This is a genomic window from Mesorhizobium captivum (assembly GCF_033977165.1).
GTDB lineage: Bacteria > Pseudomonadota > Alphaproteobacteria > Rhizobiales > Rhizobiaceae > Mesorhizobium > Mesorhizobium captivum.
On sequence record NZ_JAVIJB010000029.1, the window covers coordinates 43,836 to 65,348 of the forward strand.

Annotated in this window: 23 protein-coding genes; 17 read left to right on the plus strand and 6 right to left on the minus strand. The window is 64.2% G+C overall.

Annotation, left to right across the window (positions count from 1 at the left end):
- The first annotated feature begins 9 nt into the window (after positions 1 to 9).
- The 5 genes from RFM40_RS22845 (at position 10) to RFM40_RS22865 (ending at position 4,730) form a co-directional block, all read left to right on the plus strand.
- On the plus strand, positions 10 to 897 hold the full coding sequence (locus tag RFM40_RS22845) for an ABC transporter permease (RefSeq protein WP_320224224.1): 888 nt from the start codon (positions 10 to 12) through the stop codon (positions 895 to 897).
- Positions 894 to 1,715, plus strand: coding sequence for an ABC transporter permease (locus RFM40_RS22850; protein ID WP_320224223.1), 822 nt, complete (start codon positions 894 to 896; stop codon positions 1,713 to 1,715). Before RFM40_RS22845 ends, RFM40_RS22850 begins: the two co-directional genes overlap by 4 nt.
- Positions 1,716 to 1,742: 27 nt before the next feature.
- Positions 1,743 to 2,813, plus strand: a complete 1,071-nt coding sequence (locus RFM40_RS22855) for an ABC transporter substrate-binding protein (RefSeq protein ID WP_320224222.1) — start codon at positions 1,743 to 1,745, stop codon at positions 2,811 to 2,813.
- Positions 2,814 to 2,989: 176 nt separating this feature from the next.
- Positions 2,990 to 3,598 (plus strand): cupin domain-containing protein, encoded by a 609-nt coding sequence (locus tag RFM40_RS22860; RefSeq protein WP_320224221.1) that lies wholly within the window; start codon positions 2,990 to 2,992, stop codon positions 3,596 to 3,598.
- A gap of 88 nt (positions 3,599 to 3,686) precedes the next feature.
- Positions 3,687 to 4,730 (plus strand): ABC transporter ATP-binding protein, encoded by a 1,044-nt coding sequence (locus RFM40_RS22865; RefSeq protein ID WP_320278267.1) that lies wholly within the window; start codon positions 3,687 to 3,689, stop codon positions 4,728 to 4,730.
- Between the two features lie 18 nt (positions 4,731 to 4,748).
- Here the strand turns inward: RFM40_RS22865 and RFM40_RS22870 are convergent, their stop codons facing one another.
- Entirely contained in the window at positions 4,749 to 5,450 is a 702-nt protein-coding gene (locus RFM40_RS22870) for a GntR family transcriptional regulator (RefSeq protein ID WP_320224219.1), read from the minus strand.
- A 181-nt stretch (positions 5,451 to 5,631) separates the two neighbouring features.
- Here RFM40_RS22870 and RFM40_RS22875 point away from each other — a divergent pair, with 181 nt between their 5' ends.
- The 8 genes from RFM40_RS22875 to RFM40_RS22910 all read left to right on the plus strand — a co-directional run bounded on the left by RFM40_RS22875 (position 5,632) and on the right by RFM40_RS22910 (position 14,189).
- A complete protein-coding gene (locus RFM40_RS22875; protein WP_320224218.1) occupies positions 5,632 to 6,672 on the plus strand; it encodes an ABC transporter substrate-binding protein in 1,041 nt (346 codons plus the stop codon).
- 78 nt (positions 6,673 to 6,750) lie between these two features.
- On the plus strand, positions 6,751 to 7,833 hold the full coding sequence (locus tag RFM40_RS22880) for an ABC transporter ATP-binding protein (protein ID WP_320224443.1): 1,083 nt from the start codon (positions 6,751 to 6,753) through the stop codon (positions 7,831 to 7,833).
- Positions 7,830 to 8,753: an ABC transporter permease gene (locus tag RFM40_RS22885; RefSeq protein WP_320224217.1), complete on the plus strand. Its 924-nt coding sequence runs from the start codon at positions 7,830 to 7,832 to the stop codon at positions 8,751 to 8,753. Before RFM40_RS22880 ends, RFM40_RS22885 begins: the two co-directional genes overlap by 4 nt.
- Positions 8,750 to 9,550, plus strand: a complete 801-nt coding sequence (locus RFM40_RS22890) for an ABC transporter permease (protein WP_320224216.1) — start codon at positions 8,750 to 8,752, stop codon at positions 9,548 to 9,550. Before RFM40_RS22885 ends, RFM40_RS22890 begins: the two co-directional genes overlap by 4 nt.
- A 22-nt stretch (positions 9,551 to 9,572) precedes the next feature.
- On the plus strand, positions 9,573 to 11,159 hold the full coding sequence (ggt, locus tag RFM40_RS22895) for a gamma-glutamyltransferase (protein ID WP_320224215.1): 1,587 nt from the start codon (positions 9,573 to 9,575) through the stop codon (positions 11,157 to 11,159).
- Positions 11,160 to 11,209: 50 nt separating this feature from the next.
- Positions 11,210 to 12,739 (plus strand): acyl--CoA ligase, encoded by a 1,530-nt coding sequence (locus RFM40_RS22900; RefSeq protein ID WP_320224214.1) that lies wholly within the window; start codon positions 11,210 to 11,212, stop codon positions 12,737 to 12,739.
- Positions 12,739 to 13,725 carry a 2-dehydropantoate 2-reductase gene (locus RFM40_RS22905; RefSeq protein ID WP_320224213.1) on the plus strand — a complete coding sequence of 329 codons (987 nt, stop codon included), beginning with the start codon at positions 12,739 to 12,741 and terminating at the stop codon, positions 13,723 to 13,725. Before RFM40_RS22900 ends, RFM40_RS22905 begins: the two co-directional genes overlap by 1 nt.
- A gap of 110 nt (positions 13,726 to 13,835) precedes the next feature.
- Complete coding sequence (locus RFM40_RS22910) at positions 13,836 to 14,189, plus strand: SnoaL-like domain-containing protein (protein ID WP_320224212.1); 354 nt, start codon at positions 13,836 to 13,838, stop codon at positions 14,187 to 14,189.
- 94 nt (positions 14,190 to 14,283) lie between these two features.
- Here RFM40_RS22910 and RFM40_RS22915 read toward each other — a convergent pair whose 3' ends face one another.
- Together RFM40_RS22915 and RFM40_RS22920 are read right to left on the minus strand one after the other, a co-directional pair.
- Complete coding sequence (locus RFM40_RS22915) at positions 14,284 to 14,763, minus strand: SRPBCC family protein (RefSeq protein ID WP_320224211.1); 480 nt, start codon at positions 14,761 to 14,763, stop codon at positions 14,284 to 14,286.
- Positions 14,760 to 15,107 (minus strand): ArsR/SmtB family transcription factor, encoded by a 348-nt coding sequence (locus RFM40_RS22920; RefSeq protein WP_320224442.1) that lies wholly within the window; start codon positions 15,105 to 15,107, stop codon positions 14,760 to 14,762. The genes RFM40_RS22915 and RFM40_RS22920 overlap by 4 nt, the downstream gene beginning before the upstream one ends.
- 157 nt (positions 15,108 to 15,264) lie before the next feature.
- On the opposite strand from RFM40_RS22920, the gene RFM40_RS22925 reads away from it, so the two are divergent.
- A complete protein-coding gene (locus tag RFM40_RS22925) occupies positions 15,265 to 15,618 on the plus strand; it encodes an ArsC family reductase (protein WP_320224210.1) in 354 nt (117 codons plus the stop codon).
- 246 nt (positions 15,619 to 15,864) lie between these two features.
- Here the strand turns inward: RFM40_RS22925 and RFM40_RS22930 are convergent, their stop codons facing one another.
- From RFM40_RS22930 to RFM40_RS22940, 3 genes are all read right to left on the minus strand, one after another.
- Entirely contained in the window at positions 15,865 to 16,221 is a 357-nt protein-coding gene (locus tag RFM40_RS22930; protein WP_320224209.1) for a DUF488 domain-containing protein, read from the minus strand.
- A 23-nt stretch (positions 16,222 to 16,244) separates the two neighbouring features.
- Entirely contained in the window at positions 16,245 to 17,501 is a 1,257-nt protein-coding gene (locus RFM40_RS22935) for an aminopeptidase (RefSeq protein WP_320224208.1), read from the minus strand.
- Between the two features lie 85 nt (positions 17,502 to 17,586).
- Entirely contained in the window at positions 17,587 to 18,501 is a 915-nt protein-coding gene (locus RFM40_RS22940) for a LysR substrate-binding domain-containing protein (protein WP_320224207.1), read from the minus strand.
- 97 nt (positions 18,502 to 18,598) lie between these two features.
- On the opposite strand from RFM40_RS22940, the gene RFM40_RS22945 reads away from it, so the two are divergent.
- The 3 genes from RFM40_RS22945 (at position 18,599) to sbmA (ending at position 21,512) form a co-directional block, all read left to right on the plus strand.
- Positions 18,599 to 18,805 carry a hypothetical protein gene (locus RFM40_RS22945; protein WP_320224206.1) on the plus strand — a complete coding sequence of 69 codons (207 nt, stop codon included), beginning with the start codon at positions 18,599 to 18,601 and terminating at the stop codon, positions 18,803 to 18,805.
- 164 nt (positions 18,806 to 18,969) lie between these two features.
- Complete coding sequence (locus RFM40_RS22950) at positions 18,970 to 20,130, plus strand: YbfB/YjiJ family MFS transporter (RefSeq protein WP_320224205.1); 1,161 nt, start codon at positions 18,970 to 18,972, stop codon at positions 20,128 to 20,130.
- A 122-nt stretch (positions 20,131 to 20,252) separates the two neighbouring features.
- Complete coding sequence (gene sbmA, locus RFM40_RS22955) at positions 20,253 to 21,512, plus strand: peptide antibiotic transporter SbmA (RefSeq protein WP_320224204.1); 1,260 nt, start codon at positions 20,253 to 20,255, stop codon at positions 21,510 to 21,512.
- Position 21,513 lies beyond the last annotated feature (1 nt).

Consider the following 21,513-nt stretch of genomic DNA (forward strand, 5'->3'; position numbering starts at 1 on the left):
GGCAATCAGATGTCGACCATCGTTGCAGCGCGGTCATCGCCGGAAACCCGCATCTCGCCGGTCTTCCGCTTCGCCATGTTGCTGCCGGGCGGGCTGGTCACTTTCTTCCTGATCCTGTTCGCGCTCGGCCTGGTGATTTTCCTCGCCTTCAGGAGCAATGACGGCTCGCTGCTCGGCGCCGGCCTGACCGTCGCGAATTTCGTCACCGTCGCCACCGACCCGCTCTACTGGACGGTGACGCTGCGCTCGCTGGTCATCGCCGGCCTGGTGACGCTGGCGACGGTCGTCACCGCCTATCCGGTCGCCTACTACCTCGCCTTCCATGCCGGCCGGCGGCGCAACCTGCTGCTCTTCCTGGTGACGCTGCCGTTCTGGACCAGCTACCTTCTGCGTGTCTTCGCCTGGAAGATCGTGCTTGCCTATAACGGCGTGCTGAACTCGGCTTTCATCGAAAGCGGCCTCTGGTCGGAGCCGACGCTGGCCTTCCTCAACACGCCGGCAGCGGTAGTGGTGACGCTGGCGCATGCCTACGCCCCCTTCGCCATCCTGCCCATCTATGTGGCGCTGGACACGATCCCGAAATCGCTTCTAGAAGCCGCCTCCGATCTGGGCGCGCGGCCATTCACGAGCTTCCGGCGCGTCGTGCTGCCCAATTCGATGCCGGGCGTTCTGGCCGCCGCCCTTGTCGTCTTCGTGCCGACCGTCGGCGACTATGTCACGCCGGCCATGGTCGGCGGCCCGGCCAGCACCATGATCGGCACGCTGATCCAGTCGCAATTCGGCAAGGCCAATGACTGGCCGTTCGGCGCGGCGCTCTCGGTCTGCGTCATGCTGGTCATCCTGTGCATGGTGCTGGTAGCGCGCGGCGCCAATCGCAGATTCGGCAGCCGCACATGAATGCTACGCGCAAAGAGGCAAATGCAGGCGGCCGCTGGCTCGGCCTTTATGTGCTTGCCTATCTGGTATTCCTCTATCTGCCGATCCTTTTGATCCCGCTGTTTTCCTTCAACGACTCCATCCAGGCGGCGTTCCCGCTGCAGGGTTTTACGCTTGGCTGGTACGAGACGCTCTACGGCAATCCGGCGCTGTCCGGCGCTCTGGCCAACAGCCTCGTCATCGGCGTCATCGCCGCCTCCGGCGCGACGCTCTGCGGCATCACCGTCTCCTATATGGATCTCTACGGCCGTTCGCCGCTGGCCGCCACGATCAGCGCCGTCGCCCGGCTGCCGATCCTGATCCCGGGCGTCATTGTCGGCATTTCGCTCCTGATCCTGGTCAACCTCATCGGCCTCGGCCCGTCGCGCGTCGCCATCGTGCTAGGCCATATCCTGGTCGCGCTGCCGACCACGGTGGTGGTGATGCGCAGCCGCTTCGCCGCCGTTCCAAAAACCATCCGCGAGGCGGCGCTCGATCTCGGCGCCTCCGACTGGACGACGTTCCGGCGTGTCATGTTGCCGCTCAGCCTGCCGGCTGTGATCTCTGCCTTCATGCTCGCCTTCCTCATCTCCTTCGACGAGTTCATCGTCGTCTTCTTCCTCGCCGGCACCGAGCCGACGCTGCCGCTCTACATCTGGAGCCAGCTGCGCTTCCCGCGCTCTCTGCCGACCGTGATGGCGCTGGGAACCGTGATCCTTACTGTGTCCTTCATCATCGCCGCCCTCGCCGAAATCCTGCGCCATCGCGGTCTCGGCGTCGCGCGCCGCAATCCAGCCTGAACCACAACAAAGAAGAGGAGAACGAAAATGACATTCCACCTGAAATCGATCACCGGACACAAGGCCCGGGCCGGCCTTGCCGCATTGGCTTTGGCGCTGTCGTCGACGGTCGCTCTGGCCGCCGACAAGCTGCAATACTTCACCTGGTCGGGCTACGAACTGCCGGACTTCAACAAGAGCTTCCTGGCCGCGCATCCTGACGGCGTCGAGGCCTCGATCTTCGGCGACGACGACGATGCCTTCACCAAGGTCAAGGCCGGCTTCCGGCCGGACATCGCGCATCCCTGCTACGACAAGGTGGCGCGCTGGAACAAGGAAGGCCTGCTGCAGCCGATCGACACCAAGCGTATCAAGAACTGGGATTCGATCTTCCCGGTGTTCAAGAACCTGCCCGACCTGCAGGCCGGCGATGGCAAGGTCTGGATGGTACCGTGGGACTGGGGCAACACCTCGATCCTCTACCGCACCGATCTGGTGAAGAACCCCGAGGCAAGCTGGAACCTTCTGTGGGACAAGCAATATGCCGGCCGCATGGCGACCATCGACGCGGTCCATGACACGCCGATCGTCGCCGCACTTCTGGCGGGCGTGAACCCCTTCGACATGACGCCGGAGCAGATGGACAAGGTCGCCGCGAAACTGCGCGAACAGCGGCCGCTGCTGTCGAGCTACACCACCGACATGACCTCGGTCGAGCAGGCGCTGGCCAGCGGCCAGTTGGTCGCCGCCATGACCTGGAACGCGTCGGCCACTTCGCTGAAGAAGCAGGGCGTTCCGGTCGAGTTTATGAAGCCGAAGGAAGGCATGCTGACCTGGGCCTGCGGCTTCGTCATGCTGAAGGACGCCAAGAACGTCGATCTCGCCTATGACTTCATCAACAGCCGGCTCGATGCCGACTCGGGCAAATATCTGATCCAGTCCTACGGCTATGGCAGCTCGCTGAGCACTGCCTTCGCCGGCGTGTCGAAGGAGGAGCTGGACAAGCTGCAGCTGCCGGCCGATCCGGACGTGATGCTAAAGAGCACCATCTTCACCGGCCCGATGAAGCAGAATGACGACGTGGCGAAGATGTTCGAGAAGGTGAAGGCGGGCGGATGATTTAGCTCCCCCTTCTCCCCTTGTGGGAGAAGGTGGCCGCGGAGCGGCCGGATGAGGGGTGTTCCAGGGAATGCAGACGTCTCATTCCTTCACCCACCCCTCATCCGTCTCGGCGCTATCGCGCCGATCCACCTTCTCCCACAAGGGGAGAAGGGAAAGACAACGAGGACGGATGCATGGATGTATTTGACGAAGCAGCCGAAAGATCGAAGGACGATGCCGATGTGCGCGTCGGCCGGCGCGTGCGGGCGCTGAGGTTAGAGCGCAAGCTGTCGCTGGCCGAGCTCGCGGCAAAAGCCGGCATTTCCATCGGCGCGCTCAGCCAGATCGAGCGCGGCATGTCCTCGCTGCGAGTCAAGGTGATCTGGCCGCTCGCCGCCGCCCTCGATATCGAGCCGTCGGCGCTGATCGCCGACGGCAACGATGCGGTCAACGACCTCTATTGCGTGCGGGCCGACAAGCGGCGCTCGATCCCGGTGAAATCCGAAGGCATCGCCAAGGCGCTGCTCTCGCCGCCCGGGGCCACGCTTACCGGTATGCTGGTGACGGTCGAGGCTGGCGGCGGAACGGCGGAAGCCTACGCCCATGCCGGCCATGAATTCGGCTTCGTGATGACGGGCGAGGTCGAACTGGTGGTGGACGCTACGACCTATGTGCTGAAGACCGGCGACAGTTTTGCTTTCAAGAGCACGCTGCTTCACGCCTTCCGCAATCCCGGCGCCGAGCGCTGCCAGATCCTCTGGGTCAATACCACCAAGCCGTCCGAGGTGCGCGATGGCGCCTGATGCGACAAAGCAATTCCAGGAAAATTGGGAAGCGGTTTTCCGTCCGGAATTGCGTAATGCATTAGTTCGTCTGGAGAAAGTTTCGAAGGTGTTTCCAGGCGGCGTGGTCGGTCTCGATACGGTCGACCTCGACATCGCCGCGGGCGAGTTCCTGACGCTGCTCGGACCCTCCGGCTGCGGCAAGACGACGAGTCTGCGCGTCATCGCCGGTTTCGAGAGCCCGACCGGCGGCAATGTTCTGCTCGAAGGCCGCGACATCACGGGCCTGAGACCGTTCGACCGGCCGGTCAACACCGTCTTCCAGGACTATGCGCTGTTCCCACATATGGACGTCGCGGCGAATGTCGGCTTCGGTCTGTCGCTGCGCAAACTGTCCGGCACCGAGCAGGCGCGCCGCGTCGGCGAAGCACTCGACATGGTGGGGCTTGCCGACAAGCTCGGCGCCCGTATCTCCGAGCTTTCCGGCGGCCAGCGCCAGCGCGTCGCGCTTGCCCGCGCCATCGTCTGCGAGCCACGCGTGCTCCTGCTCGATGAGCCGCTGTCGGCGCTCGACGCGCATCTGCGCGAGCAGATGCAGGTGGAGCTGAAGCGGCTGCAGTCGCAGCTCGGCACCACCTTCGTCATGGTCACTCACGACCAGACCGAGGCGCTGTCGATCTCCGACCGCATCGTCGTCATGAACAAGGGCCGCGTCGAGCAGATCGCACCGCCCGCAACGCTCTACGACCGGCCCGCGACGAAGTTCGTCGCCTCCTTCATCGGCACGATGAATCTTCTTCAGTCGCGGTTCGTCGGCCGCGACGGCGAGCGTCTGCGCTTCGCCGCCGGCCAGCTGCCATTGGAGGCAGTCTCCGACAGTGGCGAGACGCCGGCGGCGGGCGACGTGCGCACCATCGGCGTGCGACCGGAGGACCTGCTGGCAGCGACCGAAGCCGCCGAAGGCACCGCGCCGGCGCGGGTCAGCGGCATCGTCTTTCACGGTCGCACGCTGCGCCTTCACGCGGAACTCGGGCAGGGAACTTTGATCGTCATCGATGCACCCCGACGCGCCGACGACTTTCAGTTCAGCGTCGGCGACATCGCGTATATCAGCCTGCGGCGCGGCGCCAATTGCCCCATGCTCTCCAGCTGATGCGACCGAGCGCCTGGCTCATGACGCCTTGGCGAAAAACCCCTGATAGTCGGATTTCGCCTGCAGCAGGCGCAGGATGTTTTCGCGCGAGCCGCGCACATGCGCGCGGGCGCGCTCGCCGGCCAGCTTGACATCGCCGGCGCAGATCGCATCGACGATGCCAGTGTGCTCCTCGCGGGTAAGCTTCCATTCATCCAGCCATAGAAGCTCGGTCCAAACATATTGCTGGCACTTGTCGAGGATGCCGCAGAGCATGCCATAGAGCATCTCGTTGCCGCTGATTTCGGCGATCACCCGGTGCAGGTCGATGCCGACCTGCAGCTCCTCGAATTTCTCCCTGGTGCTGCGGTCCGGGATCGCCGCCAGCCGCTCGCATTCGGCTAGCATCTCGCGCAGCCTAGCCTTGTCGGCGGCGGTCGCGTTGGCCGCGGCCAGCTCCGTTGCGCGCCCGTCGAGCAACTCACGGATATCGAAGGCCTCGCGGAACATGGTCAGGTTGAACTCGGCAACGATATAGCCCTGGCGCGGACGCCCGATCACCAAACCGTCGCGCTCCAGGCGGTTGAAGGCTTCGCGCACCGGCGTGCGGCTCACCTTCAGCCGCTCGGCGATTTCGTTTTCCGTGACGCGGCCACCCGGCGGGATCTGCCCGGTTATGATCATCGCCTTCAGCTTCTCGAACACCGAGTCGCGCAGCGTGTTTTTCCGTTCCTTGCCCAAACGTCCCGCCTCCGTCATGGATTCGCAGTCTAACTGACGCCTCCAGTTTCCGCCGCCAAAAAACGTCTGTCCCGGGCCACGGCTCGTGTTGACATCGGCCTCCGACCGATTACACTCAAAATTGTATACAAATTCGCATACCAAATCAACGATAACGGGAACACCGGTTGGAGAAGCGAAAATGACGAAGACAATTTGCATCCGCGGCCTGGCCGCCGCCGGCCTGCTGGCCTCGGTCGCCGTTCCGGCATCGGCCGCCGACACCATCACCGTCGCCTCTTGGGGCGGCACCTATCAGGAGGCGCAGACCAAGGCCTTCTTCGATCCGACCGCCAAGGAGCTTGGCATCACCATCAAGCAGGACACTACCAACGGTCTCGACGACGTCCGTCTGCAGGTCACCGGCAACGCGGTCAAATGGGACATCACCGAACTTGGCGCCGACGAATGCGCGCGGGGTTCCAAGGAAGGCCTGTTCGAGAAGCTCGACTACAACGTCATCGACAAGAGCGGCATCAACCCGAAGCTCGTCCATGACGACTGGGTGGGCATCTCCTACACATCGGTGGTTTTGATCTACCGCACTGATGTTTTTGGCGAAAAGGGCCCGAAGACCTGGTCCGATTTCTGGGACGTCGAGAAATTCCCCGGCCGTCGCGCGCTTTCCGGCAGCCAGGCGACGGAAACGCTGAGCGTCGCCGCGCTCGCCAAGGGCATTCCGATCGACAAGGTCTATCCGGTCGACATCGATGGTGCGCTGCAATCCGTCGACAAGGTTCGCGGTCACATCGATGCCTGGTGGACCTCTGGCGCGCAGGCCATGCAGCTCGTCAAGGACGGCGAGGTCGACATGGCCAGCATCTGGAACGGCCGCGCCGGCACTTTGCGGAAGGAAGGCGCGCCGGTAGCCTTCTCCTTCGACCAGGGCGTGCTCACCGCCGACTGCATGGTCATCCCGAAGGGCTCGAAGAACAAGGACATCGCCATGAAGGCGCTGGCCAAGTTCGTCAGCCCCGACCTCCAGGCCAACCTGCCGCTCTACGTCGACAATGGCCCGGCCAACGAAAAAGCGTTCGAGACCGGCAAGATCCCGCAGGAGCGGATCAAGGACATCAACTCCGCGCCGGAAAACGTCAAGAAGCAGGTGCTGCAGGATCCCGAATTCTGGCGCGACAACCTCGTCGAGGCGACCGAGAAGTTCAACAACCTGATCCAGCAATGATGAACCTGTTCGGAGCGGCGCAAAATGTGCCGCTCGGTACCGTTCGCCGACAATGATCCGGAGTTGAAGGAGATGCTCTTGTCTCTTGCGCCGTCCGCGCTTCCCATCGGCATTCACGGCATCGAGAAGCGCTTCGGCGTTCTCTCGATCCTGAGCGACCTCAGCCTCGACGTCGCCGCGGGCGAATTCCTGACGCTGCTCGGCCCATCGGGCTCGGGAAAGACGACGCTGCTGATGATCCTGGCGGGGTTCGTGCGGGCCAATGCCGGCTCAATCAAGGTGGGTGGCGAAGAGATCATCACCATGTCGCCGCACAAGCGCAACATCGGCATGGTGTTCCAGAACTATGCGCTGTTCCCGCATATGAACGTCTTCCACAACATCGCTTTTCCGCTGAAGCAGCGACGCGTGTCGGCGGTGGAAACGGCCGAGCGCGTAAAGAGGGCGCTCGACCTGGTGCAACTGAAAGGCCTGGGCGAGCGCCGCGTCGACCAGCTTTCCGGCGGCCAGCGCCAGCGCGTGGCTCTGGCCCGCGCCATCGTCTTCGAGCCGCGCATCGTTCTGATGGACGAGCCGCTGTCGGCGCTCGACAAGGGGTTGCGCGAGCATATGCAGATCGAATTGCGCAACCTGCATCGCCGGCTCGGCATGACGACCGTCTATGTCACGCACGACCAGCGCGAGGCGATCACCATGTCGGACCGCATCGCGGTCATGAACGCCGGCCGCATCGAGCAGATCGACCAGCCCGAGGCCCTCTACGCCAGGCCACGGACGAAATTCGTCGCCGGCTTCATCGGTGAATCCAACTTCATCCCGGTCGAATGCCGCAATGGCAGCGTCTGGCATGAGGACAGGAAGCTGCGCATGAACGGTGCGGCGCCGTCCGCCGGCCGGCATCTGATGGTGGTGCGGCCGGAGAAGCTGCGGCTGGTCGCTGAGGCGGAACAGGCCGGCACACTCAATATGCTGCCGGCGACTGTCGGCGATGTCATCTATCAGGGTGACAGCTTCATCTGCTACGCGACGCTGCGCGACGGCCGGCAGGTGACGCTGCGCGACTATTGCCGCTCGGACGTGCTGGCAAAGCTGCCGGCGCCGGGCGAGCCGATCACGCTCGGCATCGACGCGCAGGATGTCGTGCTGGTGGCGGATCAATGAGCGTCGGGTCCGCCAGCCTCGACCATGCCGGCAGGCCGGACGGTGTGCTGAACGCCGATGCGCTGCGCTCCGATGCCAGGCGGCAGGCGCTGGGGCTGCTGGCGTTGTTGTCGCCCGGGCTGTTTCTCGTCTTCGCCGTCATCATCGTGCCGATCGGCTGGCTGTTCTGGCTCTCGCTGTTCGACGAGACCGGTCAGCTCAGCCTCGCCAACTACGCGCGCTTCTTCGAGCAGGCGTCCTACATCAAGACCTTTGCCACCACCTTCAAGGTGGCCTTCGTGGTCACCGGCGCCTGCGTGCTGTTCGGCTATCCGCTGGCCTATATGCTGTCGCAACTGCCGCGCCGCGCGGCCTCGATCTGCCTGATCTTCGTCATCCTGCCGTTCTGGACCTCGGTGCTGGTGCGCACCTATGCCTGGCTGGTCATCCTGCAGCGCAAGGGCCTCATCAACAATTGGCTGATCGACGTCGGGCTGATCGGCCAGCCGCTGCCGCTTGCCAACAATTTCGCCGGCGTCGTCATCGGCATGACCCACATCATGCTGCCGTTCCTGGTGCTGCCGCTCTACGCCTCGATGAAGACCATCGACGTCGACTGCCTGCGCGCCGGCATGAATCTCGGCGCCAGCCCCGCCGCCACTTTCCGGCAGATCTTCTTCCCGCTGTCGCTGCCGGGCCTGGCGTCCGGCGTGGTCATCGTCTTCGTGCTTTGCCTCGGCTTCTTCGTCACGCCGGCGCTGATGGGCGGCGGCAAGGTCATCATGTGGGCGATGCGCATGGAGCAGGCCACCAGCCTCTATTCCAACTGGGGCGCGGGCGCGGCGCTCGGCGTGGTGCTGCTTGCCGTCACGCTGGCGCTGCTCGGCCTGTTCCAGCGGCTGCTCGGCGCCCGCGCCACCGGCGTATGGAGCCGGCGATGAGCGCGGAAAACGCCCTGCCCATCTCGCACTGGCAACGCCTTTGGCTTTATCTCCTGGGCGGCGTTGTCATGCTGTTCCTGATCTCCCCTTCGGTGATCATCGTCATCATGTCTTTCTCGGGCTCGACGCTGCTGCAGTTCCCGCCCGAGCAATGGTCGCTGCGCTGGTACGAAAGCTATTTCGGATCGGTGGAATGGCGCGACGCCACCATCGTCTCGGTCAAGGTGGCGGTGATGACGGCGATCGTCGCGACGCCGCTCGGCACCGCAGCCGCCTACGCCATCAACGCCGGCACGTTGCGGCTGACCGGCGCCATCAACGCGCTGCTCACCGCATCGCTGATCATCCCTGTCATCCTGATCGGCATCGGCACCTTCTTTCTCTACGCCCGCATCGGCCTGAACAACACGCTGACCGGCCTCGTCATCGCCCATACGGTGCAAGCGCTGCCGCTGGTCGTTCTCACCGTCCTGTCCGGGTTGCGGTCCTACGACATGAACCAGGAGATGGTGGCGCGCAGCCTCGGCGCCGGGCGCTTCGCCGCCTTCTTCCAGGTGACGGTGCCGCAGCTGCGCTTCTCGATCGTGTCGGGCGCGCTGTTTGCCTTCATCACCTCTTTCGACGAGGTGGTGGTCTCGCTCTTCATCTCCGGCGGCGAGACCACGACGCTGACGCGCCGCATGTTCAATGCGCTGCGCGACCAGATCGATCCGACGATCGCCGCCATTTCGACTTGCCTGATCGCGCTATCGATCGTCTTGTTGTCCGCCGCCCAGTTTTTCGGCCGCGGACGTTGAAGTGAGGGATACCAATACAAGCATGCGTGATTTCCAGTTCCCAGGCCGCTCGCCGGTCCGCGCCACCGAAGCCATGGCCGCGACCTCGCATCCTTTGTCGACGCTTGCCGCCATCGACATGCTGCGCTCCGGCGGCAACGCCATGGACGCAGCGGTCTGCGCGGCGGCCGTGCAGGCCGTAGTCGAGCCGCAATCGACCGGCATCGGCGGCGACTGTTTTGTCCTCTATTGCCCGCGAGGGCAGGGCGAGGTTCTGGCCTTCAACGGTTCGGGCCGCGCGCCCCAGGCAGCCGCTGTCGACTGGTACCTGGACGAGGGTTTCAGCGAGCTGCCGAAACAGGGTCCGCATGCAGTCACCGTTCCCGGCGCCGTCGACGCCTGGTGCCGTCTGCTGGAAGATCACGGTCGCAAAGGCGTCGCCGATGCTCTCGCCCCGGCCATCCGTTACGCCGAGAACGGCTATGTCGTGCATGATCGCGTCGCCTTCGACTGGCAGGACCCGGAAACCGATCTGTCGGCCGACGAGGTGGCGGCGCGCATCTTCCTGCCGGGCGGCAAGCCGCCGAAGGCCGGCGATGTGCATCGCCAGCCGGAACTCGCCGAGACGCTGCGCATTATCGCCGGAAAGGGCCGAGCCGGTTTCTACGAGGGCGCTGTTGCCGAGGATATTGTCGGCCGGCTGCGCGAACTGGGTGGGCTGCATACGCTCGACGATTTCGCCGCCACGAAGGGCGATTACAAGACCGCGGTCAGCACGTCCTATCGTGGCTATGACATCCATCAGATGCCGCCCAACAACCAGGGCCTGACAGCGCTGTTGATGCTGAACGTGCTCTCCGGCTTCGATCTTGCCGCGCTCGACCCGAGCAGCGCCGAGCGCCTGCATCTGGAGATCGAAGCCGGGCGGCTGGCCTATCGCGACCGCGACAACCTGATAGCCGATCAGGACCATGTCGAGGTGCCGGTGAAGGAGCTGCTTTCCAGCGCCTATGCCGATCGTCTCCGCGCCGCGATCGATCCCGAGCGTGCCATGACCGATCTTCCGCGCCTCGACCTGCCGGGCAGCGACACGGTCTACATCACCGTCGTCGACCGAGACTTGAACGCGGTGAGCTTCATCAACTCGACCTATTATTCCTTCGGCAGCGGCGTCGTCGGTCCCAAGAGCGGTGTCGTGCTGCAGAACCGCGGCTCGAGCTTCCGGCTCGATGCGAAGCACCCGAATGCAATAGCGCCGGGCAAGCGGCCGATGCATACGATCATGCCGGGGATGATGACGAAGAACGGCCGCGCGCTGATGCCCTTCGGCGTCATGGGAGGCGGCTACCAGCCCTTCGGCCATGTGCATCTTTTGACCAACATGATCGACTTCGGCATGGATCCGCAGCAGGCGCTGGACACCGCGCGCGTTTTCTACAACCACGATGTTGTGGAAGCTGAGCGCAGCGTGCGTCCCGATGCCATCGACGGCCTGCGTCGCCGTGGCCATCGCGTTGTCGAGCCCGACCATCCGCTCGGCGGGGGCCAGGCCGTGCTCATCGATTGGGAAAAAGGCACGCTGACCGGCGCTTCCGATCCGCGCAAGGACGGCCTGGCGCTCGGATATTGAGCAGGCCTTTGCTGGACATCGGCCGATCGTTCGAAACATAGTCTGGAACCATGACAACAAGCGAAAACTCCATCGATCTCGCCCATCGTCTCGCTCCCGGAGCCGAAGATGCGCAGGCCATCGCGGCGCCCGACCGAACGGCTCTGTCGCATGGCGGATTGCGCCGGCTGATCCACGACACTGTTGTCCGGCTCAACGCGCTCGGCATCGGCCGCGGCGACCGCGTCGCCATCGTGCTGCCGAACGGCCCCGAGATGGCGACCGCCTTCATCGTGGTCGCAGCAAGCGCATCCACGGCACCGCTTAATCCTGCCTATCGCGCCGACGAGCTCGATTTCTATCTGAGCGACATCGGCGTCAAAGCGATCCTCGTCGGCAAGGACGAGGCAGGTCCCTCGGTCGAGGTTGCCGAACGCCTCGGCATCCCTGTGCTGCGCCTGGTCGTGCCGGCGGGTGCGCCGGCCGGCGTCTTCACCATCGAGGGCGACCCGGTCGGCCCGGCTGTTTCATCGGGCTTGGCCGAGGACAGCGACACCGCTCTGCTCCTGCACACCTCGGGCACCACCTCGCGTCCGAAACTGGTGCCGCTCAGCCACGCCAATCTCGCCGCTTCGGCCGCCCACATCGGCGCGACACTTGGCCTGGCGCCGGCCGATCGCTGCCTCAACATCATGCCCTTGTTCCACATCCACGGGCTGATCGCGGCGGTGCTGTCGTCGCTGGCCGCCGGCGGCAGCGTGTTCTGCACGCCGGGCTTCAACGCGCTGCGCTTCTTCCAGTGGCTCTCTGAAGCGAAGCCGAGCTGGTACACGGCGGTGCCGACCATGCATCAGGCGATCCTGCCGCGCGCCGCGCGCAACGCCGAACAGCTCGCCGGAGCAAATTTGCGCTTCATCCGCTCGTCATCGGCCTCCTTGCCGGCGCAGGTGATGGCCGAGTTGGAGGCGACCTTCGGCTGTCCGGTGATCGAGTCCTATGGCATGACCGAGGCTGCCCACCAGATGGCGTCCAACCGGCTGCCGCCGGGCCAGCGCAAGCCGGGCAGCGTCGGCGCATCTGCGGGACCGGAAGTGGCCGTCATGGCGCCGGACGGACGGCTGCTCAAAGCGGGCGAGATCGGCGAGATCGTCATTCGCGGTCCCAACGTCACCGCCGGCTACGAGAAGAACCCGGACGCCAACGCCAGCGCCTTCGCCCATGGCTGGTTCCACACCGGCGACCAGGGGGTGCTCGACGAGGACAACTACCTGCGCGTCACCGGCAGGCTGAAGGAGATCATCAATCGCGGCGGCGAAAAGGTCTCGCCGCTCGAGGTCGACGGCGTGCTGATGGACCATCCGGCGGTGGCGCAGGTCGTCACCTTCGCCATGCCGCATGACAAGCTCGGCGAGGAGATCGCGGCGGCGATAGTGCTGCGCGAAGGCCAGAGCGCCAGCGAGTCCGATATTCGCGGCTTCGCCGCCACCCGGCTCGCCGACTTCAAGGTGCCGCGCAAGGTGGTGATCCTGGACGAGATCCCCAAGGGCGCGACCGGCAAGTTGCAGCGCATCGGCCTCGCGGCAAAGCTCGGTCTCGGCTGATGCGCATTACAGTCTTTGGCGCCGGCGCGATCGGCGGCTATCTCGCCGCCAAGCTCGCGATTGCCGGCCGGGTCGACCTGTCGATCGTGGCGCGCGGCGCGCATCTCGAAGCGATCAAGGCTAGCGGTCTTCGCCTGATCGAGGACCGCAAGGAAACGGTAGCTTCGGTGAGAGCCGCCGCGCGGGCCGAAGAACTCGGCAAGCAGGACTATGTCGTGCTGGCGCTGAAGGCGCATTCGCTGGCGCCGGCGCTCCAGGAAATCGCGCCGTTGCTGGGCGAGGGGACGGCGGTCGTCACCATGCAGAACGGCGTGCCCTGGTGGTATTTTTACAAGGCTGGCGGCGCGCTCGAGGGCGCGCGGCTCGATGCGGTCGATCCCGACGGCAAGATCTGGGAAGCCATCGGGCCGGAACGCGTCATCGGCTCGGTCGTCTATCCGGCCGTCGAGGTCGACGCGCCGGGCCTGATCCGCCATGTCGAGGGCACGCGCTTTTCGCTCGGCGAGCCTTCGGGCGAAAAGAGCGAGCGCGTCATCGCCCTTGCGCGCGAAATGGTCAAGGCCGGGCTGCAGGCGCCGGTCCGCGAGGACATCCGCTCGGAAATCTGGGTAAAGCTCTGGGGCAATCTCTCCTTCAACCCGATCTCGGCGCTGACCGGCAGCACGCTTGCGGCCATCGTCGCCGATGAAGGCACGCGGGCCGTCGCCCGTTCTATGATGATCGAGGCGCAGGCGATCGGCGAGAGCCTCGGCGTGCGTTTTCCTGTTTCCGTCGACCGGCGCATCAAGGGCGCCGGCGATGTCGGCGAGCACAAGACCTCGATGCTGCAGGATCTCGAACGCGGCCGTCCGATGGAGATCGACGCGCTGGTGAGCGCCGTGCAGGAGCTCGGCCGCCTCACCGGACAGCCGACGCCGACCATCGACAGCGTGCTGGCGCTCGTGCGGCGCCTGGCGATCCAACGCGGCTGTTATCGGGAAGGTTGATCGCAACCGTCGATCCATCCTGACACGAAGTGTCAGCTACCAGCGGGCTGGCGGTGGCGGGCCAGCGGGCGGCACCCTACTTGAAGTCTCGTCTCGAACGGGAGGAAGTCATGACCACTGCGGATATTGCCAAGGATTTCACCGAGCTCCTCAAGCGGGGCGACAGCCACAGCGCTGCCGCGAAGTACAATGCCGACGACATCGTCAGCTACGAAGCGATGGAAGGCCCGATGGCCGTTTGCAACGGCAAGGAAGCCGTGAAGCAGAAGGGCGAATGGTGGGAAGCGAACCATGAGGTTCACGGCGGCTCGGTCGAGGGCCCCTATGTCAATGGCGACCAGTTCGCCTTGCGCTTCAGCTTCGACGTTACGCCCAAATCTACCGGCGAACGCGTCAAAATGGATGAGGTTGGCCTCTATACGGTCAAGAACGGCAAGATCAGCGAAGAGCGCTTCTATTATTGAGGCCGATTGGCCTGAGGCATCTCGCTTCTTTGCCGCATGATTCGAACATCAGAGATGGCGACCGGGCCGATATTCCGGCCGCCATGCCAGCTTTTCAAATCGTCTTCACATAGTCCGCCAGCTGGTCGGCCACCGTGCCCCAGCCGTCGAAGAACCCCATCTCTTCATGGCTGTTGCGCGTCGCCTCGTCGCGGTGGATGGCGGTGGCGGTGTAGCGCGTGCCTTTGCCTTCGGGCGAGAGAGCGATGACCGCGGTGATGAAGGGTTCGCCGGACGGCCGGTAGCCCGGCAGCAGCGCGTCGGTCCACACCAGGCGCTCGTTCGGCACGATTTCCAGATAGCAGCAATGGCGGTCGCTCACCTCCTTGCCGTCGGGCGACTGCATGCGCGTGCGGAACAGGCCGCCCGGCCTGAGATCGATCTCGCAGTCGGTGATGATCCACGGCTTCGGCGTGAACCATTGCTTGACATGCTCCGGCGTCGTCCAGGCGCGCCACAGCAACTCGCGCGGCGCATCCAGGAAGCGCTCCAGCGTCAGGTCCAGCTTCGGATTAGGCTTGAACGGATAGCTCACTTTTCTGTCTCCTTGAGGTTCATCACATAGGCGTCGAACTGGTCGAGCCGGCTCTCCCACAGAGCGCGCTGTTCGGCGAGCCAGTTCTCGGCAAGCTTCAGCGGCTCGGGCGAGAGCCGGTAGGTCCTGACGCGACCGGCCTTTTCAGACTGCACCAGCCCGCAGCCTTCCAGCACCTTCAGGTGCTCGACGAAGGAGGGCAGGGCCATCTCGAAGGGCTCGGCCAGCTCGCTGACCGAGGCCGGGCTTCTGTTCAGCCGCTCCACCACACGGCGCCGCGTCGGGTCGGCGAGCGCGCGGAAGATGCCGTCTATGGGCGGGGCGCTTGCGGTCTGCAGGGTCATCATTGGCCACTGACTCCTTGGGGCTTAGGATAATACTTAGGAAAAAACCTTAGTATTGGCAAGCGCCAAAATCCGTGGTGCCGCAATGCGCTGGCAAAGCGGGCACGGCGAGCCTAGGGTTCGGCCAAATTCGCAATCCATCCGCCCGAGGTCTGAATTGACGATCACCATGTACGGCATCACCACCTGCGACACGATCAAGAAGGCGCGCGTCTGGCTGGAGAGCCATGGCGTCCCGTATCGCTTCCACGACTACCGGGCCGAAGGCATCGAGGCGGAGAGGCTGAACGGCTGGGTCGGCAAGGTCGGCTGGGAAAAGCTGCTCAACAAGGGGAGCACGACGTTTCGCGAGTTGCCGGAGAAGGACAAGGGAGCGCTCGATGAGAAGAAGGCGAAGAAGCTGATGCTCGCCAAGCCGACCATGATCAAGCGGCCGGTTCTGGAAGTGGGTGAGCGCATCTTGGTTGGGTTTAAGGCGGAGGCATATGAGGAGACGGTGAGCGGGAAATAGGAGGCAAGCTTCCTACGCCGCGTTCCTTCGCGCCCCCCTCTGTCCTGCCGGACATCTCCCCCTCAAGGGGGGAGATTGGCAGCTTCGGCGATCTGCTCATTCCTTCGACGATGGCGATTGGCGAAAGCCGTCGCGACATCTGATCTCCCCCCAGGAGGGGGAGATGTCCGGCAGGACAGAGGGGGGCGCTGTCCCGCCGGCATCTCAAAGTTTACGAACGGCCGCGGCAAACGGGAGTGTGCTCGCTCAACCCTTCTCCCGCAAATACCCCATTAGCGCCACCGCATTGTTGTGCGCCTCATCATGCGCGCCATAGAGCAGCGTCACCTTGCCCTCGCGCAGCAAGCCACGCAGTTGCGCCACCGCCTCCTTGTTCCGCTCTAACTCAACGCGGTACCGCTTCTGGAACTCCGCCCAGCGCTCGGGATCATGCTCGAACCATTTGCGCAGCTCGTCGCTCGGCGCGATTTCCTTCAGCCAAATGGTGAGAGCGGCGTCCTTCTTGGCAACGCCGCGCGGCCAGATGCGGTCGACCAGCACGCGCTGGCCGTCTGTCTTCTCAGGCGCCTCGTAGACGCGCTTCACCGCTAAGTCGAAGGCCACTATGCCTCCTTTGGCTGAACCTGTTAGGCCCATTCGCCCTTGCGCATCACCGGCACGCGGCTGCCGTCCTTGGCCACACCGTCGATGTCGATCCTGTCGGAGCCGATCATCCAGTCGATGTGGATAAAGCTCTTGTTGCCGCCGCGCTGCGCAATCTCGTCTTGGCTGAGCGAGGCGCCGTTGACGAAGCACTTCGAATAGCACTGTCCGAGCGCGATATGGCAGGCGGCATTCTCGTCGAACAGCGTGTTGAAGAACAACAGCCCGCTCTTCGAGATCGGCGAGGAATGCGGCACCAGCGCCACCTCGCCGAGGCGTCTCGCGCCCTCGTCGGTGTCGAGCACCTTCTTCAACACGTCCTCACCCTTCGAGGCCTTGGCCTCGACGATCCGCCCGCCCTCGAAGCGCACCGAGATCTCGTCGATCAGCGTGCCCTGGTAGGAGAGCGGCTTGGTCGAGGAGACATGGCCTTCGACCCGCCAGGCATGCGGCGTGGTGAAGACTTCCTCGGTCGGGATGTTCGGGTTGCAGGTGACGCCGTTCTTCGCCGTCGACGCCCCGCCCATCCACTCATGGCCCTCCGCCAGTCCGACGGTCAGGTCGGTGCTGGGACCGGTGAAATGCAGGGAATGGAAATTGTGCTCGTTCAGCCATTTCGTGCGCTCGGCCAGCGCCGCGTTATGCGCCTTCCAGTTGCCGATCGGATCCTCGACATCGACCCGCGAGGCCGAGAAGATGGCGTCCGCGAGCTTCGCCACCGCGACGTCGTCGGACTCGCCCGGAAACACTTGGCGAGCCCAGGCGAGATCGGGATAGGCGACGATGTTCCAATTGATGTCGAAGCCGGTGATCTTCTCCAGCGCTGGCTGGTAGGCCATCGAGTTCGCCTTGTTGGCGCGCGCCACTTTGGCAGGGTTCTGCGCCGATAAGAGCGACGGATCTTCGCCGCGCACCGCAAGCCGCGCGGCGTTGTTGGCGAAGGCTTTCGCCATGCCTTCATAGAGCCAGCCGGCGGCGCGGTCGAAGCCGGCGTCGGCGCCATAGCGGAAGCGCGCCAGTGTGATCTCGTCGTCGTTGAAGATCGGCGTCACCAGCCCGGCGCCGGCCTTGTAGGCATGCTCGACGATGCGCCGGGTCAACGGCAGCGCCGCGATCGACGAGGTCAGCACCAGATCCTGTCCCGGCTGCAGCTGCAGCCCGACCTTGACGGCCACCTCTGCCAGCCTGTCGAGCTTCACCGGGTCGATTGTTGCCGAGACGCCGCGCGAATGTGTGGTCATGATCCTGCCTGCCATTATGTTGGGGTCTGGTTCTTACATAGACCGCTGCGGCTGGCCTTTCCACCGCCATCGACTGGGCCTGTTTTCAGGCCGCGCTGTCCAACGCCCGGAATTGCGCCATGGTCGCCTCGATCTCCTCGCGGATCCAGACCTTGAAATCGCGCACCTTGCGACTTTCGCTCTTCGCCTGCGATGTCACCAGCCAATAGCCAAGCCCGCTCTGCGCCCGCACGCTGAAAGGCGCGACCAGCCGACCGTCGGCCAAAGCATCTGCGGTGAGCAATTGCCAGGCAAGCATCACGCCATGGCCGGCGATTGCGGACTCCAGGCAAAGCATCGGATCGGTAAAACGCGCCCCCTTGAGGAAGGTGACAGGCTTCACCCCCGCCGCCTCGAACCAGCTGTCCCAGCTGATCATCGACCGTTCGTCGGTGATGGCGCAGGTCTGCGCCAGATCCTCGATCGACCTGAGCTTGGCCGCGATCGACGGTGCGCAGACTGGAAACATTTCCTGTGCCAGCAGCAGTTCCGCGCGCACATCCGGCCATTTGCCATCGCCCATCCGTATGCCGACATCGATGTCGGAATGATCGAGATCGGCGATCCGGCCCGATGCGTCGATGCGCAGCAGCACGTTGGGGTGACGGGCGAAATGCCGCGACAGCCTTGGCAGCAGCCATTTCGAGGCGAAGGCCGGCGCCACCGACACCACCAGCGTGCACTCGCTTGCCTCGCCGGCCAGCGCCACCGCTTGCGCGAGCTCACGGAAACCTGCGCTCAGCCGCGCCGTGAAGGCGGTGCCGAATTCCGTCAGGACCAGTCCGCCGGGCGTGCGTTCGAACAGCGCCTGTCCCAATTGCTTTTCCGTGCGTTTGATCTGTTGGCTGACCGCGCTGACCGAGACATTGAGCTCGGCGGCCGCGGTGGCGAGCGAGCCCAACCGGGCGACGGTTTCGACGGCACGCAGGCCGTTCAAATGGACGCGGTTCAGCAAAGCCATTCAGTTTTTCTAAACCGGTGGGGCCGAAATCTCAATTGAAACTTGGCAAGAAAAGGCTGATTTTAGCCGGGCGAGGTAGAGCTTGGAGGCAAATCCAATGAAGATTTTATCTTTGCTGAAGAGGCTTTCCAACACCGAGCCCAAACAGGGCCGGTATGGCGAGGACGAGATCGCCCGCTGGGTCGTCGACCCGCTGTCGCACCCCGTGCTCGACACCATGTCGGAGCGCGAGCTCGGCGACATGCCGTTCCGGCTGACGGCTGGTCGCACGGCATACGAGACGGCGGGAGCGGGCTGCCGCTGAATCGCCGACGGCACCGATAATTCCCGCAGAAGCGGATGGTGCCAAATATCGTCGTTGGAAGTTTCAAACTTCAAGAGCTAAGGCGTTCGACGCGGAGGGCGCCACCGAACTGGCCCAACGCAAGCGCGTTGTTTCGCCTGCGCACACATCTATGTTGCGCTGCAATGAACGCCGCGTCGCCGTCCCCTTTGCGTCTTGCCGTCGCCGGCATGGTGGCGCTCGCCGTTGCCATGGGCATTGGCCGCTTCGTCTACACGCCGATCCTGCCCGGCATGATGGAGGAGCTGCATCTGACGCCGGCCGATGCCGGGTGGATCGCCTCCGCCAACTATTTCGGCTATCTCATCGGCGCGCTTGCAGCTGCCGGCGGCTGGGCGCACGGCCGCGAGCGCCTGCTGATGTTTTCCAGCCTCGCCGCCAGCGCAGTGCTTGCGGCTTCGATGGGTCTGAACGAGACGATGGCGGCATTCATCGTCATCCGCTTCCTTGCCGGGCTCGCCAGCGCCTTCGTCATGGTGTTCATGTCGTCGATCGTCTTCAGCCATCTTGCCGCGTCCGGCCGTGGCCACCTGCAGGCGCTGCATTTCGGCGGGGTCGGCCTGGGCATCGCGGCTTCCTCGGCGCTGTTGGCCATTCTCGTTACCGAACATGCCGGCTGGGCCGCCGGATGGCTTTGGTCGGGAGCGCTTTCGGCGGCTGGCCTGCTCGTCGTCGCGCTGCTCGCAGGGTCGGCCACGCCGGCCAACGGCGTCGACGGTCCCGAGCCGGCCTTGCCGAAGGACAGGTCGCTGACGAAGATGATCCTTGCCTACGGGCTGTTCGGCTTCGGCTATGTAGTGACGGCCACTTTCCTGGTCGCCATCGTTCGCCAGGGCGGCGGCGGACGCGTCTTCGAGGCCACCGTCTGGATGGTCGCCGGCCTTGCCGGCTTTCCGTCGACCTGGTTCTGGCAGAAGCTCGCCGGCAAGATCGGGCTTTACACCGCTTATGTCGTGAGCTGCCTGGTCGAGGTGGTCGGGGTCACCGCCAGCGTCGTCGTGAAAGGTTTCACCGGGCCGCTGCTCGCCGGCGTCCTGCTCGGCGGCACCTTCATCGCCATCACGGCGCTTGGCCTGCAGGCGGCGAGGCAGCTTGCGCCGCAGGCGCCGCGCCGCATCTTCGCGGTGATGACCGCCGCCTTCGGCCTCGGCCAGATCATCGGTCCGATCGCCGCCGGCCTGCTCGCCCAGGCGTCGGGCAATTACGTGCTCGCCTCGGCCATGGCGGCGGCCGCATTGCTGGTTTCCGGCGTCATTGCCTGGTCGGCTGCACCAAAATCGCCATGATTTGTGGTCTTGCTCTGTGCCGGGCACCGGGCAGGGCATTTTCTTTCCCACTAATGTGTGACCTTATGCCCGCCAAACAGCAACGCCGCTGATTTGCGGTCAGACCGAGGAAACCCGTCACAGTGTTCGTATCCTTCTTCCCGCAGCCGAAGCTTTTCTTCACCTCGGCCGCCGTCTGGAGCCTTGCGGGGATCCTGTTTTGGTTCTTCGGCGGCGAGCAGCTGGGCGCTTTGATCGGCTTGCCGCCGGCAGTGGCGGGTGCCCCGCCGATTATCGGCATCGCGGTGCTTTGGTCGAAGCCGTTCCTGTGGTTCTACATCTACTTTGCGGCCTGCGTGGCGATCTTCTACGCGTTCTGGAGCTGGTATGCCCCACATCCGTGGCAGAACTGGTCGATCCTGATGACGGCCGTCATCCTGTTCTTCATCTATTTCAACGTGCAGGTCAGCGTCGCCGTCAATGCCTGGTACGGCCCGTTCTTCGACTATGTTCAGGGTTTGATGTCGGGCACGGGACAGTCGACCGATAGCGAGTTTTATATCGGATTGGCCGACTTCTCGTGGCTGGCGCTGGTCGGCATGAATGTGCAGGTGGTCAACGCCTTCATCGTCAGCCACTGGATTTTCCGCTGGCGCACGGCGATGAACAACTATTTCATCGAGAATTGGAGCCGCCTGCGCCATATCGAGGGCGCCTCGCAACGCATCCAGGAAGACACGATGCGCTTTTCGCAGATCATGGAGGATCTGGGATCGAGCTTCGTCCAATCGATCATGACTCTGATCGCGTTCCTGCCGGTGATGATTCAGCTGCAGGCGCACATCAGCGAACTGCCCATCGTCGGTGCCATACCGCAGCCGCTTGTCGTCGCAGCGCTTGCCTGGTGCCTGTTTGGAACGGTCTCGGTGATGGTTGCGGGTCTGAAACTGCCGGGCCTGCAGTTCCGCAACCAGCGTGTCGAGGCTGCCTATCGCAAGGAACTCGTCTATGGCGAAGACCACGCCGACCGGGCTCAGCCGGCGACCACGGCCGAGCTGTTCGCCAATGTCCGCCACAACTATTTCAGGCTATACTTCCACTACATCTATTTCAACGTCGTCCGTTACACCTACCTGCAGGCCGACAACATCTTCTCGCTGCTGATCCTCGGACCCTCGCTGGTTGCGCACAAGATAACCTTCGGCGCGCTGAACCAGATCTCGAACGCCTTCGGCAAGGTGACCGGGTCGCTGCAGTTCCTGCTCACCTCGTGGTCGACCATCGTCGAGCTGCAATCCGTGCATAAACGACTGCGCGCCTTCGAGGCGACGCTGCAGGGCGAGCCGCTGCCCGATATCGACCAGCGTTATCTGGCAAGACAGGGCGCCGAGGATCCGGCCTGAT